Here is a 14,332-nt window from a genome sequence, read left to right on the forward strand (position 1 = left end):
GCATCTTCACTGTATTGTATAAATAGGGAAGGTGGCGCCTGGTCTCTGTTTTTGGCCAGTGATAGCCTTTTATTCTTCTTGCTGTCGCCTCTTCGAGGTGACGTTTTTCTCCGTTAGTCGGCGCCCCTCAATTCCTTGCGAGCGGTGGTTTTGGGCTGTTTATTATTGGGAAGTCGTAATGATTGGCATAAAAAGCATTGCGAGCTACGTTCCTGTAGCCGGCGTGGACAATTACGCACAAGGTGCAAAATTCGAAAAGGATGAAGAGTTCATCCTGGGCAAGATCGGTTCGGCTTTCCTGCCGCGCAAAGACGCCGGGCAGGAAACATCGGACCTGTGTGTCGAAGCAGTCAACGCGCTGTTTGCCAACAATCCCGGTTTGAAACGTGAAGCTATCGACGTGCTGATCGTCGTCACGCAGAACGGCGACGAAGAAGGCCTGCCCCATACTGCAGCGATCGTTCAGGACAAACTGGGCCTGCCGACCACCGTCGCTGCGTTCGATATCTCCCTGGGCTGTTCTGGCTACGTTTACGGCATCTATGCGATCAAAGGTTTCATGGAAGCCACGGGGCTGAAAAATGGTCTGCTGGTGACGGCTGACCCGTACTCGAAGATCGTCGACCCGGAAGATCGCAACACCACCATGCTCTTCGGCGACGCTGCCACCGCTACCTGGATGGGCGAAGACGCGCCATGGCAGCTGGGCAAGGCCAAGTTCGGCACCGACGGTTCCGGCGCACCGCACCTGAAGGTAACCGATGGCGTGTTCTTCATGAACGGCCGTCAGGTCTTCAACTTCGCGCTGCTCAAGGTTCCGGCGCATTTGCATGAGCTGTTGGCTGAAGCGCAACTGACGGCTGACGATGTCGATGCCTTCTGCATTCACCAGGGCAGTGCGGCGATTGTCGATGCAGTGGCGCGACGCTTCGAAGGTGAGCCGGAAAAGTTCATCAAGGACATGGTCGAGACCGGTAATACCGTGTCGTCGAGCATTCCGTTGCTGCTGGAAAAACACGTTCTGGGTTCCAGCTGGAAGCGCGTCGCGTTGAGCGGTTTTGGTGTTGGATTGTCCTGGGGCTCGGCGATCATTTATCGTCCTTGAGCTGACTTTGGGGCATAAAAAATAGCGTTCAGGGTGTAACCTTGAACGCTATTTTTTTTGGATGGCGAGCGAGGCGATATGAGCGACAGCTTTGACCACAATGCTCCGGTGATAGAGCGACGCTGGCCGGCGCTGTTTGCACGGTTGATCACCGAAGCGAGTATGGAAGATCAGGCTGCGCTGGTAGAAGGTTTAGGCTCGACCCTGAGCATTGCCGGCATTCAGCTCACCAGTCGCCATGACCGTACGCGTGAAGCACGACTGCAGGCCGCCAGCCTACCCCCGGCCAGCCCGGTGGTGCATGTCTACGGCACGGGGTTGGGTGACTTGCCGTCCGTCTTGCTTGAGAGCACCGATCTTCAGCGTTTGTACGTGCATATCCTCAACGGTGCGATTTTCCTGTTGACGCTGCAGTTGCTCGATCAGCGGCAGTGGCTCAGCGATCCACGGATCGAGTTGCGGTATGCCGGTGATTCGCCGGACATCCACCTGCCGTTTTTTGCGTTGCCCTCCGAGATGCTGCTGGCAGACGATTTTAACGCCAAGATTCGTGATCGGCTGATCAGCGAAGTGCACCTTGCCTTCAATAATCGCGAGTTCGACCCGCAGTCCCCGGAGATTGTCCAGCGACTGGAAGAGAGTGTTGAGCTCGTCAGCCAGGATGCCGATGTCGCCGAGTTGTTTGCGACATGCCAGGGTCGGGAAGTGTATGTGATTGCCACGGGGCCGAGCCTGGAACAGCATTTCGAGCAGCTTCGAGCGGTACGCGCGCAGGCACAGCGGCCCTTGTTCATCAGCGTCGATACCGCCTACCGACCCCTGCGCGAACACGGCATCAAGCCGGACCTGGTGGTCACTATCGACCAACGCATCAGCTTCAGGCATTTGCCGCCCGAAGACACGGGCGACATCCCTCTGGTCTATCTGCCGCTGAGCGACCCTCAGGTCTTGACGGCGTGGCAAGGGGCTCGTTACGTCGGGTATTCCGCCAGTCCGGTCTATGCCGCTATCCGCCAGCAGATCAGCAAGGCTGAGTTGTATGTCGGCGGCAGTGTGATCCATCCAGCGGTGGATCTGGCCGTGAAGATGGGCGCGGACCGCATTACGCTGTTCGGCGCCGATTTCGCGTTCCCCATGAACAAAACCCATGCCGGCTGGAATGATGGCGAGCTTGGTCCTGCGGTGAGTCAGGCCAAGCACTGGGTGCTCGACGGGCATGGGCAGCGCGTGCGCACGCAGTTGAATTTTCGCAGTTACCTGTGTGAGTTGGAGCGCTACATCGCCGGGCATCCGCAGGTGCGCTTTTTTAACAGCAGTCGGGCAGGCGCGATGATTGTCGGTACGACGTTCAATCAGGAGTTCGTGCAGTGAGTGGTTTTGCACAATGCATCAGTGATTGCCGTCAGTGCGCCGGGCTGTTTCGTCTCGGGCGTGATGTCGAGGCGGCGCTGACCATGGTCGACGTCTTTGAGAAGTCGCAAACTCTGTTTAGCCGAACACCTCCAGCGATCCAGCAGCAGTGGGCGCAATTGCTGATGTCGATGTTCGCTGCACAGGAAGCGCAGGACTGGCTGGGGTTGGCTGACTCAATGGAATATGAATTGATCGACTTGCTGGAAGCAGGCCACGTTTATCTCTAATCGATATTTTTACTGGGTCAGCGTAATCCTGTCGTTTTTTCGCTTCGCTTTTATAGGCGTTTTTTGACGTCAAGTTTCTCTCGTGGGTCTCGTGCAGGCCTTTGTTTTCGGAGGGGTGGCAGTGTGATGGCAATTTTTTTCAAAAAAGCCCTCAAGCAACCTGCAATCGCGACGATAACTACTACGAAGGTTCTCTAGGCCATACCCGGCGGTTGCCAGGGCCGGAAGCCGCAGCACCCAACCAACGAGGAACTCATCATGTCTTTAGGCGTAAACACTAACGTTACTTCCCTGAACGTCCAGAAGAACCTGGGCCGTGCATCGGACGCCCTGTCTACTTCCATGACTCGCCTGTCTTCCGGCCTGAAAATCAACAGCGCAAAAGACGACGCTGCCGGCCTGCAGATTGCTACCCGCATGAGCAGCCAGATTCGCGGTCAGACCGTAGCGATCAAAAACGCCAACGACGGTATCTCGATGGCTCAGACCGCTGAAGGCGCTCTGCAAGAAACCACCAACATTCTGCAGCGTATGCGTGAACTGGCTGTACAAGCACGTAACGGCACCAACGGTACTGCTGACCGCACCGCGACCAACTCTGAATTCACCCAGATGTCGGACGAACTGACTCGTATCGCGAGCAGCACCAACCTGAACGGCAAATACCTGCTGGACGGTACTGCTGGCGCCATGACTATTCAAGTAGGTGCCAACACCGGTACTTCCAACCAGATCACCTTGACCCTGAGCAGCAAGTTCGACGCCGCCAGCCTGTCCGTAGGTTCCGGTACTGTTGTTCTGACCGGTGCAACCAGTGCTGCCGCCGGTTCGGCTATCGACGGTGCAATCACCGCAATCGACGCCGCTATCGCCATCGTAACTGCCAACCGTGCAAACCTCGGTGCTTCGCAAAACCGCCTGACTAGCACCATCGCCAACCTGCAAAACGTCAACGAGAACGCCACCGCTGCAATGGGTCGCGTACAAGACACCGACTTCGCAGCAGAGACTTCGGAGCTGACCAAGCAACAAACCCTGCAACAAGCTTCCACCGCTGTTCTGGCTCAAGCCAACCAGCTGCCTTCCGCTGTACTGAAACTGCTTCAGTAATTTCGGAATGAGTTTTGGCGGGGGGGTGCGCTTGTCGTGCTCTCTCGCTTTTTTGCTTTAGAAGGTGATGGATATGGACATGAGCGTTAAGCTGAATTTGTCTTACCCGGCCGCCCCTGGTACCGCTGCCGATAAACCGGCTACTGTGTCTCGCAGCGACAACGATACCGTTCAACCTGTGGCTGAAAGCAAAAGCTCGGATCCGGGCAAGTTGAAGCAGGCCGTGCAAGAGATCGAAAAATTCGTACAGTCGGTCAAACGCAATCTGGAGTTCTCCATCGACGAGGCTTCCGGCAAAGTGGTTGTGAAAGTGATTGCCAGTGAATCGGGTTTGGTGGTGCGGCAGATCCCTTCCGAAGAAGTCCTGAAACTGGCGGAAAGTTTGAATACGGCCAGCAACGTGCTGTTCGACGCGAAAGCCTGAGAAATGGCATGAATCGTGTTTGTACGTTGAGTTGACGGCGCATCCGGTCAAAAGACCGGCGACAGACAGAAAGGGAGATGCACATGGCAAGTCCAATCACGCCGGGTACAGGCCTCGGTTCCGGTCTGGATATCAATTCGATCGTTACAGCGCTGGTCAACAGTGACAAGTCGGCCAAGCAGAACCAGATCACCACCCAGACGACGCTCAATACGTCGAAGATATCGGGTGTGGGCTCGCTCAAAAGTGCGCTGGCCGCCTATCAGGCCGCCATGGATAAGCTCAATAGCAGCACAGCCCCTGCGTTTGCGGGTTTTGCGGCAACTTCGTCGACTGCGACGACCTTGACGGCGACCTCTGACAACACGGCCGTCAACGGTACGTACAACATCAAGGTCAACAACCTGGCTACCGGTTCGAAAGTGGCTAGCGCTTCTTTTGCAGGCGGTGCTACCAGTACCATTCCGAGTGGTAATTTGACCATCAGTCAAAATGGCACTGACTACAACGTTACTATCCCGACGAGTGCAACTTTGCAATCCGCTCGTGACGCGATCAACTCCACTCTGAGTGGTCAAGGCATATCGGCCAACATCGTGACTGACAGCTCGGGCTCACGCCTTGTTATCGGGTCGACTACGACCGGCAAGGGGTCAGACCTGAAGGTCAGCGGTATTCCCGGTCTGGCAATCGACGGCACTCAAGTCCTGGGCACCATCCCTGATCCGAGTAACCCGGGCCAGACCATTCCTGATCCAAACGGTGCAGGAACGATTGGTGCGCTGGCTACTGATGCGAGTCTGACGATTGATGGTCTGGCAGTGACCAGCAAAACCAACACCATCAATGGTGCGGTGAGCGGATTGAGCATGACGCTGGTGGCACTGGGTACCTCGACAGTAACTGTGTCGACCAACACGACCGGGTTGCAGACTGCGTTGCAGTCCTTCGTCGACTCCTATAACACCTTGGTGAAAACGGTCACCTCACTGACCCAGGCCACCGCCGATAGCAGTGGCAAGCTGACGGTCTCTGCTCCAATGACCGGTGACTCCTTGCCTCGTTCGCTGCTGGCTGATGTTCGCAAGGAGCTGGTCACGCCGGGTCCGGGTGGGCAGCTGTCGGTGCTGGCGCAATTGGGTATCACGACGGACCAGAAGGCCGGTACGCTGAATTTTGATACCGCAAAGTTCAATACTGCAATGACCACCAAGGCGTTGGGCAGTCAGATTCAAACCCTGTTTACCGGTACCAACAGCAGCAACGGCCTACTGGCCAGAATGAGCAAGGCGATCAGCCCTTACTCGCAGACCGGTGGCATGTTGGATCAGCGCACCACCAGCCTGAACAAGCAGAAAAACGACTTGAGTTCTCAGCAAGTGGCGTTGGATCTGCGTGTCACCACGCTGACGGCGACGCTGACCGCCAAGTACAACGCCATGGACCTGTTGGTTGGGCAGATGAAGGCGACGGGAAGCAACATCACCTCGTTCTTCAATAGCCTGGATGCGCAACAACGCGGCTAAGTAGCGATGATGTGACAGAAAAAACCCGGCTGTGTTTTAACGCGCCGGGTTTTTGTTTTTTGATTTAAAGTTTTTTGGCTCGTAGCCGATATATTGGTCAAGCGAGCCCATGAATTGTGATGAGGTAGAAACATGAATCCGATGTTAGCCCTTCGGCAATATCAAAAAGTTGGAGCGCAAGCCCAGGTCTCCGAAGCCAGTCCGCACCGTTTGGTGCAGATGCTGATGGAGGGTGGGCTGGATCGTATTGCCCAGGCAAAAGGTGCCATGGAGCGCAAGGATATTCCGGGTAAAGGTGTATTGATCAGCAAGGCCATCGGTATCATTGGCGGCTTGCGTGAGGGCCTGGATCTTGAGAGCAGGGCTGAAGAAGTGGGGCAGCTTGATAACCTCTATGTCTACATGATGAAGCGTCTGGCTGAAGCCAACATCAAGACCGACCCAAAGATTCTCGACGAAGTCGCGGGTTTGCTTCGCACCGTCAAAGAAGGGTGGGACGCCATCGCCGAGCCAAGCCCGCAGTTTTAAGGAGATCACCATGAGTCTTGTATTGCAGCGAATCGAACAGACCCGCGAAGCGTTGGTCGGGGCATTGGCTGAGCGCAACTGGGAAGTCATTGGTGCATTGGACCTGGATTGCCGTTCCTGCATGGAAGACGTTATGAGTGAGGCGATCCTGGACGAGGCCGCGTTGCGCGATAACCTTGAGGAGTTGCTGGGGGTGTACAAGCAGCTTCTTGAGGCGGCAACGGGAGAAAGGCAGGCGATAGTCGATGAGATGACGCAGATCCATCAAGCACAGAACGCGGCAAAGGTTTACCATCTGTTTGGATAATTAATCCTCGGTTAATCCAGACATGTGCGCCATAAATTTGACTGTGCACGTTTTTTTGACTTAACTAGTGGCTGTTTTCAGATTTCAGGCGTCTACAGGCACATGGTGTCCTGCAAGCGTCTCGCTTGCCCCTTATTTCGGGCATTGAGTTGACTAGGGAAGTTGCTATTGCATGTGGCGTGAAACCAAAATTCTGCTGATTGATGACGATAGCGTCCGCCGCCGCGATTTGGCGGTGATTCTGAATTTTCTCGGTGAAGAAAATTTACCCTGCGGTAGCCATGACTGGCAGCAGGCTGTCGGTTCGTTGGCATCCAGTCGTGAAGTAATCTGTGTCCTCATCGGGACGGTCAATGCTCCAGGTGCGCTTCTGAGTCTGTTAAAGACACTCTCCACCTGGGATGAGTTCCTTCCAGTTTTGTTGATGGGCGATAATTCTTCAATTGACCTGCCGGAAGACCAGCGTCGCCGAGTGCTTTCGACCCTGGAAATGCCTCCCAGCTACAGCAAGTTGCTCGACTCCCTGCACCGTGCCCAGGTCTATCGCGAGATGTACGACCAGGCCCGTGAGCGCGGTCGTCACCGCGAACCCAATCTTTTCCGTAGCCTTGTCGGCACCAGCCGGGCCATTCAACACGTCCGCCAGATGATGCAGCAAGTCGCCGATACCGATGCCAGCGTGCTGATCCTCGGTGAGTCGGGGACTGGCAAGGAAGTGGTTGCGCGTAACCTGCATTACCACTCCAAGCGCCGTGAGGCGCCGTTCGTGCCGGTCAACTGCGGGGCGATCCCCGCGGAGCTGCTGGAAAGCGAATTGTTCGGCCATGAGAAGGGCGCCTTTACCGGTGCGATAACCAGCCGTGCCGGGCGTTTCGAACTGGCCAACGGCGGCACCCTGTTCCTCGACGAAATCGGCGACATGCCGTTGCCGATGCAGGTCAAATTGCTGCGTGTGTTGCAGGAGCGCACCTTCGAGCGCGTGGGCAGCAACAAGACCCAGAGCGTCGATGTGCGCATCATCGCGGCGACTCACAAGAATCTCGAAAGCATGATCGAGATCGGCACCTTCCGCGAAGACCTGTACTACCGCCTGAATGTGTTCCCGATCGAGATGGCGCCGTTGCGCGAGCGCGTCGAGGACATTCCGCTGCTGATGAACGAGTTGATCTCGCGCATGGAGCACGAAAAGCGGGGTTCGATCCGTTTCAACTCGGCGGCAATCATGTCGCTGTGCCGTCACGGCTGGCCGGGTAACGTCCGCGAGCTGGCGAACCTTGTGGAGCGCATGGCGATCATGCATCCGTACGGCGTGATCGGCGTGGTCGAATTGCCGAAAAAATTCCGCTACGTCGACGACGAAGACGAGCAGTTGGTCGACAGCCTGCGCACCGACCTGGAAGAGCGGGTGGCCATCAACGGTCATACGCCCGACTTCAGTGCCAATGCCATGCTGCCGCCGGAAGGCCTGGACCTGAAGGATTACCTCGGTGGTCTGGAGCAAGGCTTGATTCAGCAGGCCCTGGACGATGCCAACGGCATTGTCGCGCGAGCTGCCGAACGCCTGCGAATCCGTCGGACCACCCTGGTGGAGAAGATGCGCAAGTACGGTATGAGTCGTCGTGACGGTGATGAACAGGCGGATGATTGACGCCTGTTTTTCAACTCCTTCATTTATAGGCGGTTTTTTTTCGGCACGGGTATTGCTACATCCCTCGCAACGTTCCGTTTCACTGACGGTCAGCCAAGCGAGAGAGCACGATGCCCCAAGCCGCCCAGATGTCTCCTGTCTCAGATGCTTTTGGGAATACCCTGGGGCAACCGTCGTCGGTAGAGCAGGCAAGCCGGCAGGGTCTTGAGCAGGCTTTTGCCCTGTTCAACCAAATGTCGAGCCAGTTGACCGATTCCTACAGCATGCTCGAGGCCCGGGTCACTGAACTCAAGGGTGAGCTGGCGGTGGTCAGTGCCCAGCGCATGCAGGAGCTGGCGGAAAAAGAACGCCTGGCCAACCGTCTGCAAAACCTCCTCGATCTGTTACCCGGCGGTGTCATCGTCATTGATGCCCTGGGCATCGTGCGCGAGGCCAATCCGGCGGCTTGCGAACTGCTTGGGCTGCCTCTTGAGGGTGAGCTGTGGCGGCATGTCATTGCCCGTTGCTTTGCGCCCCGTGAAGACGACGGCCATGAAGTGTCCCTCAAGGACGGTCGGCGTTTGTCGATTGCCACGCGCTCGCTGGATGCAGAACCCGGTCAGTTGGTGTTGCTCAACGACCTGACTGAAACCCGTCATTTGCAAGATCAATTGGCCCGCCACGAACGCCTGTCGTCCGTGGGGCGAATGGTCGCGTCGCTGGCTCATCAGATTCGTACGCCATTGTCTGCCGCGTTGCTGTATGCAAGCCATTTGACCGAGCAGGCGTTGCCGGTCGAGACCCAGCAGCGTTTCGCCGGGCGACTCAAGGAGCGCCTGCATGAGCTGGAGCACCAGGTGCGCGATATGCTGGTGTTTGCCCGCGGCGAGCTGCCCTTGACCGATCGTGTAACCCCTAGGCAACTGATGCAGTCGCTGCAAGCGGCCGCATTGACCCATGTGCAGGACATGCCGATCCGCTGGCAGTGTGATAGCCATGTCGGCGAGTTGCTGTGCAGTCGCGACACCCTGGTCGGGGCCATTCTCAATCTCATCGAAAACGCCATTCAGGCCAGCGGCGGTCATGTCCGTCTGAAGGTCCATCTGTACACCCGCGAAAACACTCTGCGCCTGTGTGTCAGCGATAGCGGCAGCGGTATCGACGACGCCGTGCTGGCGCGTTTGGGTGAGCCGTTTTTTACCACGAAATCCACCGGGACCGGCCTGGGCCTGACGGTGGTCAAGGCGGTTGCGCGTGCCCATCAGGGCGAGTTGCAGTTGCGCTCGCGGCTGGGGCGCGGCACTTGTGCGCAGGTGAGTCTGCCGCTTTTTTTTGGTGAGAAAACCAGCGCTCAGAGAGCCGAGTGAAGGTTATGGGTATCAAAGTTTTACTGGTCGAGGATGACCGCGCACTACGCGAAGCACTGGCTGACACGCTGTTGCTCGCCGGACGCGATTACAAAGCCGTCGGTTCGGCGGAAGAGGCATTGGCCGCCGTGGGGGGCGAGGCGTTCAGCCTGGTGATCAGCGACGTCAATATGCCGGGCATGGATGGTCATCAATTGCTCGGCTTGCTGCGCGCGCGTCAGCCGCAACTGCCGGTGTTGCTGATGACCGCGCACGGTGCCGTGGAGAGGGCAGTCGATGCGATGCGCCAGGGCGCTGCGGATTATCTGGTCAAGCCGTTCGAGCCCAAGGCCTTGCTCGATCTGGTGGCCCGGCATGCCTTGGGCAGTCTGGGCGCGTCGGAGAGCGAGGGGCCTGTCGCGTTCGAACCGGCCAGTGCGCAGTTGCTCGAACTGGCTGCGCGGGTCGCGCGCAGCGACTCCACGGTGCTGATTTCCGGTGAGTCGGGGACGGGGAAAGAAGTACTGGCACGCTATATTCATCAGCATTCTCATCGCGGCAGCCAGCCGTTCATTGCGATCAACTGTGCGGCGATCCCCGACAACATGCTGGAGGGCACGCTGTTCGGTCACGAAAAAGGTTCGTTCACCGGTGCCATAGCGGCGCAAGCCGGCAAGTTCGAGCAGGCCGATGGCGGGACTATCCTGCTCGACGAAATTTCCGAGATGCCCCTGGGGCTTCAGGCGAAATTGCTGCGTGTGCTGCAAGAGCGCGAGGTTGAGCGAGTCGGTGCGCGCAAGCCGATCACCCTGGACATTCGTGTCGTCGCCACCACTAACCGTGATCTGGCCGGGGAAGTGGCGGCGGGGCGTTTCCGTGAAGACCTTTATTATCGCCTGTCGGTGTTTCCGCTGGCCTGGCGTCCGTTGCGTGAGCGCCCCGCCGACATCCTGCCGCTGGCCGAGCGTCTTCTGGCCAAGCACGTCAATAAAATGAAGCATGCCGTGGCGCGACTGTCCCCCGAGGCGCAGGCTTGCCTGGTCGGTTATCCGTGGCCGGGTAATGTGCGTGAGCTGGATAACGCGATCCAGCGTGCGCTGATCCTGCAGCAAGGTGGCTTGATTCAGCCTCAGGATTTCTGTCTGAGCGGCCCGGTCGCCTGCGCGCCCCTGCCGGCCTTGGCGTCGGTGCCCGTGCGGGCAGTGGAGGTCGAAGCCGAAACGGGCGGAGCGCTGGGGGATGACCTGCGCCGCCGTGAGTTCCAGATGATTATCGACACGCTGCGTACCGAGCGTGGCAGGCGCAAGGAGGCGGCTGAGCGGCTGGGCATCAGCCCGCGTACCTTGCGCTACAAATTGGCGCAAATGCGCGATGCGGGAATGGACGTGGAAGCCTGTTTGTTCGCCACCTGACGCAGTTCCTGTGGGAGCGAGGTTCGGATTAGGGCCGGGGTTGGCTTTTGTTGGGCGCAGCCACGGAGCTGGCACCCTTGTTGCTAACACCTCATTACCCGCCGAGTGAGTGTCAAAAAAATTGCGGGACGCCAACGACGTAGTTCGTCAAAGAGAGAAGTCATGAGCCAAGGTATTGAGTTCAACCGATTGATGCTGGATATGCGCGCCATGCAAATGGATGCCATGTCTGCGCCGAAGTCGTCTGCCGCAGTCCCTGAACTGAGTGGCACCAGCTTTTCCGACATGCTCGGTCAGGCTGTCAATAAAGTGAGCGACACCCAGCAGGCTTCCACTCAATTGGCCAACGCCTTCGAGATTGGCAAGAGCGGCGTCGACCTTACCGACGTGATGATTTCCTCGCAAAAGGCCAGCGTGTCTTTTCAAGCGTTGACCCAAGTGCGTAACAAGCTGGTTCAGGCTTACCAAGACATCATGCAGATGCCGGTTTAAGGACGAGATTGAGTCATGGCAGAAGCAGTCGCCGATAATGTTCCGGCCAAGGCCACACCGATAGACGGCAAACCGCCGCTGTTCGGCCTGTCCTTCCTGGAAAATCTTTCCGAGATGACCATGCTGCGTCAGGTAGGCCTGTTGGTCGGCCTGGCCGCGAGCGTGGCGATTGGTTTTGCCGTGGTGTTGTGGTCCCAGCAACCGGACTATCGGCCGCTGTACGGCAGCCTTGCCGGTATGGACGCCAAGCAGGTCATGGATACCCTGGCCTCCGCCGATATTCCCTACACCGTTGAACCCAATTCCGGTGCCTTGCTGGTCAAGGCCGATGACCTGTCCCGCGCGCGGCTCAAACTCGCGGCTGCTGGTGTCACTCCCAGCGATGGTAACATCGGGTTTGAAATCCTCGACAAAGAGCAGGGTCTGGGCACCAGCCAGTTCATGGAGGCGACCCGCTACCGTCGCGGTCTTGAAGGTGAACTGGCGCGCACCATCTCCAGCCTGAACAACGTCAAGGGTGCCCGCGTGCACCTGGCGATTCCGAAGAGCTCCGTGTTCGTGCGTGACGAGCGCAAGCCAAGCGCTTCGGTCCTGGTTGAACTCTATTCCGGCCGCTCTTTGGAGCCTGGCCAAGTCGTGGCCATCATCAACCTGGTGGCGACCAGCGTTCCCGAACTGAGCAAGTCGCAGATCACCGTCGTCGACCAGAAAGGCAACCTGCTGTCTGATCAGGCGGAAAACTCCGAACTGACCATGGCCGGCAAGCAGTTCGATTACAGCCGTCGCATGGAAAGCATGCTCACCCAGCGCGTGTATAACATCCTGCAGCCGGTGTTGGGCAATGACCGCTACAAAGCCGAAGTCTCGGCCGATGTGGATTTCAGTGCCGTCGAATCGACTTCCGAGCAGTTCAATCCCGACCAGCCAGCGTTGCGCAGTGAGCAGTCGGTCAACGAACAGCGTACCGCAAGCAATGGCCCGCAAGGCGTACCGGGTGCCCTGAGCAACCAGCCGCCGTCGCCGGCCTCGGCACCGCAAACCACCGGTGGCGCCACGGCGTCGGCCGGTATGGTACAGCCAGGCCAGCCATTGCTTGATGCCAACGGCCAGCAAATCATGGACCCGGCCACCGGTCAGCCGATGCTGGCTCCGTACCCGGCGGACAAGCGTCAACAATCCACCAAGAACTTCGAACTCGACCGTTCCATCAGCCACACCAAGCAGCAGCAGGGTCGTTTGAATCGCCTGTCGGTGTCGGTGGTGGTGGATGATCAGGTCAAGATCAACCCGGCCAACGGTGAAACCACCCGTGCGCCGTGGAGCGCCGATGAATTGGCGCGCTTCACTCGTCTGGTGCAGGACGCTGTCGGTTTCGATGCCAGCCGTGGCGACAGTGTCAGCGTGATCAACATGCCGTTCTCTGCCGAGCGCGGTGAAGTGATTGCCGATATTCCATTCTACTCCCAGCCGTGGTTCTGGGACATCGTCAAGCAAGTGCTGGGTGTCTTGTTCATCCTGGTGCTGGTGTTCGGTGTACTGCGTCCGGTGCTCAACAACATCACCGGTGGCGGCAAAGGCAAGCAGCTGGCCGGCATCGGCAGCGACGTCGAGTTGGGCGGCATGGGCGGTCTGGACGGCGAACTGGCCAACGACCGCGTCAGCCTCGGTGGCCCGACCAGCATCCTGCTGCCGAGCCCGAGCGAAGGCTATGACGCACAGTTGAACGCAATCAAGAGTCTGGTGGCAGAAGATCCGGGTCGTGTGGCCCAGGTCGTGAAAGAGTGGATTAACGCAGATGAGTGATAACCGAGCCGTTGCCGCCAAACTGTCCAAAGTCGACAAAGCCGCGATCCTGCTGCTGTCTCTGGGCTCGACCGATGCCGCTCAGGTACTGCGCCACATGGGGCCCAAGGAGGTCCAGCGTGTAGGTGTGGCCATGGCGCAGATGGGTAACGTGCACCGCGAGCAGGTCGAGCAGGTGATGAGCGAGTTCGTCGACATCGTCGGCGACCAGACCAGCCTGGGCGTTGGCTCCGACGATTACGTGCGCAAAATGCTCACCCAGGCCCTGGGCGAAGACAAGGCCAACGGCCTGATCGACCGGATCCTGCTGGGCGGCAACACCAGTGGCCTCGACAGCCTGAAGTGGATGGAGCCGCGCGCCGTCGCTGACGTGATCCGCTACGAACACCCGCAGATCCAGGCAATCGTGGTGGCCTATCTCGATCCGGACCAGGCTGGTGAAGTGCTTGGCAACTTCGACCACAAGGTGCGACTGGACATCATTCTGCGGGTTTCCTCGCTGAACACCGTGCAACCGGCAGCCCTGAAAGAACTCAACCAGATTCTGGAGAAGCAGTTCTCCGGCAACTCGAATGCTTCGCGTACCACCCTGGGCGGTATCAAGCGCGCCGCCGACATCATGAACTTCCTCGACAGCTCGATCGAAGGTCAGTTGATGGATTCGATCCGTGAAGTCGACGAAGACCTGTCCGGTCAGATCGAAGACTTGATGTTCGTGTTCAACAACCTGACCGATGTCGACGACCGTGGTATCCAGGCGTTGCTGCGCGAAGTGTCCTCCGACGTCCTGGTGCTGGCCCTCAAGGGCTCGGACGAAGGGGTCAAGGAAAAGATCTTCAAGAACATGTCCAAGCGTGCGGCCGAACTGTTGCGCGACGACCTAGAGGCCAAGGGCCCGGTGCGCGTCAGCGACGTGGAAACCGCGCAGAAAGAAATCCTCACCATCGCCCGCCGTATGGCCGAAGCCGGGGAAATCGTTCTCGGCGGCAAGGGCGGCGAGGAAATGATCTAA

14 protein-coding genes are annotated in these 14,332 nt (G+C 58.2%); all 14 read left to right on the top strand.

Going from position 1 to position 14,332, the window contains the following annotated elements; genetic code table 11:
* Positions 1–178: 178 nt before the first annotated feature.
* Positions 179–1,105: a ketoacyl-ACP synthase III gene (locus AC1Q6D_RS16840; RefSeq protein WP_103402462.1), complete on the top strand. Its 927-nt coding sequence runs from the start codon at positions 179–181 to the stop codon at positions 1,103–1,105.
* Between the two features lie 78 nt (positions 1,106–1,183).
* Positions 1,184–2,476, top strand: a complete 1,293-nt coding sequence (locus AC1Q6D_RS16845) for a motility associated factor glycosyltransferase family protein (protein ID WP_103402463.1) — start codon at positions 1,184–1,186, stop codon at positions 2,474–2,476.
* Entirely contained in the window at positions 2,473–2,745 is a 273-nt protein-coding gene (locus AC1Q6D_RS16850; protein WP_103402464.1) for a hypothetical protein, read from the top strand. Before AC1Q6D_RS16845 ends, AC1Q6D_RS16850 begins: the two co-directional genes overlap by 4 nt.
* A gap of 258 nt (positions 2,746–3,003) precedes the next feature.
* A complete protein-coding gene (locus tag AC1Q6D_RS16855) occupies positions 3,004–3,855 on the top strand; it encodes a flagellin domain-containing protein (RefSeq protein WP_130203795.1) in 852 nt (283 codons plus the stop codon).
* A 73-nt stretch (positions 3,856–3,928) separates the two neighbouring features.
* Entirely contained in the window at positions 3,929–4,279 is a 351-nt protein-coding gene (locus AC1Q6D_RS16860; RefSeq protein ID WP_103402466.1) for a flagellar protein FlaG, read from the top strand.
* A gap of 83 nt (positions 4,280–4,362) precedes the next feature.
* Positions 4,363–5,805, top strand: a complete 1,443-nt coding sequence (gene fliD / locus AC1Q6D_RS16865) for a flagellar filament capping protein FliD (RefSeq protein WP_103402467.1) — start codon at positions 4,363–4,365, stop codon at positions 5,803–5,805.
* 132 nt (positions 5,806–5,937) lie between these two features.
* Positions 5,938–6,333 (top strand): flagellar export chaperone FliS, encoded by a 396-nt coding sequence (gene fliS / locus AC1Q6D_RS16870; RefSeq protein WP_103402468.1) that lies wholly within the window; start codon positions 5,938–5,940, stop codon positions 6,331–6,333.
* A gap of 10 nt (positions 6,334–6,343) precedes the next feature.
* Positions 6,344–6,640, top strand: a complete 297-nt coding sequence (locus tag AC1Q6D_RS16875) for a flagellar protein FliT (RefSeq protein ID WP_103402469.1) — start codon at positions 6,344–6,346, stop codon at positions 6,638–6,640.
* Positions 6,641–6,812: 172 nt separating this feature from the next.
* Positions 6,813–8,288, top strand: a complete 1,476-nt coding sequence (locus AC1Q6D_RS16880; RefSeq protein WP_103402470.1) for a sigma-54 dependent transcriptional regulator — start codon at positions 6,813–6,815, stop codon at positions 8,286–8,288.
* Between the two features lie 128 nt (positions 8,289–8,416).
* A complete protein-coding gene (locus AC1Q6D_RS16885) occupies positions 8,417–9,634 on the top strand; it encodes a sensor histidine kinase (RefSeq protein WP_371919871.1) in 1,218 nt (405 codons plus the stop codon).
* A gap of 5 nt (positions 9,635–9,639) precedes the next feature.
* Entirely contained in the window at positions 9,640–11,025 is a 1,386-nt protein-coding gene (locus tag AC1Q6D_RS16890) for a sigma-54-dependent transcriptional regulator (protein ID WP_103402472.1), read from the top strand.
* 162 nt (positions 11,026–11,187) lie between these two features.
* Complete coding sequence (fliE, locus tag AC1Q6D_RS16895; protein WP_103402473.1) at positions 11,188–11,517, top strand: flagellar hook-basal body complex protein FliE; 330 nt, start codon at positions 11,188–11,190, stop codon at positions 11,515–11,517.
* A 15-nt stretch (positions 11,518–11,532) separates the two neighbouring features.
* On the top strand, positions 11,533–13,320 hold the full coding sequence (gene fliF / locus AC1Q6D_RS16900) for a flagellar basal-body MS-ring/collar protein FliF (RefSeq protein WP_103402474.1): 1,788 nt from the start codon (positions 11,533–11,535) through the stop codon (positions 13,318–13,320).
* Positions 13,313–14,332: a flagellar motor switch protein FliG gene (gene fliG / locus AC1Q6D_RS16905; protein ID WP_103402475.1), complete on the top strand. Its 1,020-nt coding sequence runs from the start codon at positions 13,313–13,315 to the stop codon at positions 14,330–14,332. Before fliF ends, fliG begins: the two co-directional genes overlap by 8 nt.

Source organism: Pseudomonas sp. MT92 (assembly GCF_058792515.1).

Bases quoted from the DNA above. Each gene is read 5' to 3' on its own strand.
- AC1Q6D_RS16840 (WP_103402462.1), top strand. From the start codon at position 179: ATGATTGGCATAAAAAGCATTGCGAGCTACGTTCCTGTAGCCGGCGTG.
- AC1Q6D_RS16845 (WP_103402463.1), top strand. From the start codon at position 1,184: ATGAGCGACAGCTTTGACCACAATGCTCCGGTGATAGAGCGACGCTGG.
- AC1Q6D_RS16855 (WP_130203795.1), top strand. From the start codon at position 3,004: ATGTCTTTAGGCGTAAACACTAACGTTACTTCCCTGAACGTCCAGAAG.
- AC1Q6D_RS16860 (WP_103402466.1), top strand. From the start codon at position 3,929: ATGGACATGAGCGTTAAGCTGAATTTGTCTTACCCGGCCGCCCCTGGT.
- fliD (WP_103402467.1), top strand. From the start codon at position 4,363: ATGGCAAGTCCAATCACGCCGGGTACAGGCCTCGGTTCCGGTCTGGAT.
- fliS (WP_103402468.1), top strand. From the start codon at position 5,938: ATGAATCCGATGTTAGCCCTTCGGCAATATCAAAAAGTTGGAGCGCAA.
- AC1Q6D_RS16875 (WP_103402469.1), top strand. From the start codon at position 6,344: ATGAGTCTTGTATTGCAGCGAATCGAACAGACCCGCGAAGCGTTGGTC.
- AC1Q6D_RS16880 (WP_103402470.1), top strand. From the start codon at position 6,813: ATGTGGCGTGAAACCAAAATTCTGCTGATTGATGACGATAGCGTCCGC.
- AC1Q6D_RS16885 (WP_371919871.1), top strand. From the start codon at position 8,417: ATGTCTCCTGTCTCAGATGCTTTTGGGAATACCCTGGGGCAACCGTCG.
- AC1Q6D_RS16890 (WP_103402472.1), top strand. From the start codon at position 9,640: ATGGGTATCAAAGTTTTACTGGTCGAGGATGACCGCGCACTACGCGAA.
- fliE (WP_103402473.1), top strand. From the start codon at position 11,188: ATGAGCCAAGGTATTGAGTTCAACCGATTGATGCTGGATATGCGCGCC.
- fliF (WP_103402474.1), top strand. From the start codon at position 11,533: ATGGCAGAAGCAGTCGCCGATAATGTTCCGGCCAAGGCCACACCGATA.
- fliG (WP_103402475.1), top strand. From the start codon at position 13,313: ATGAGTGATAACCGAGCCGTTGCCGCCAAACTGTCCAAAGTCGACAAA.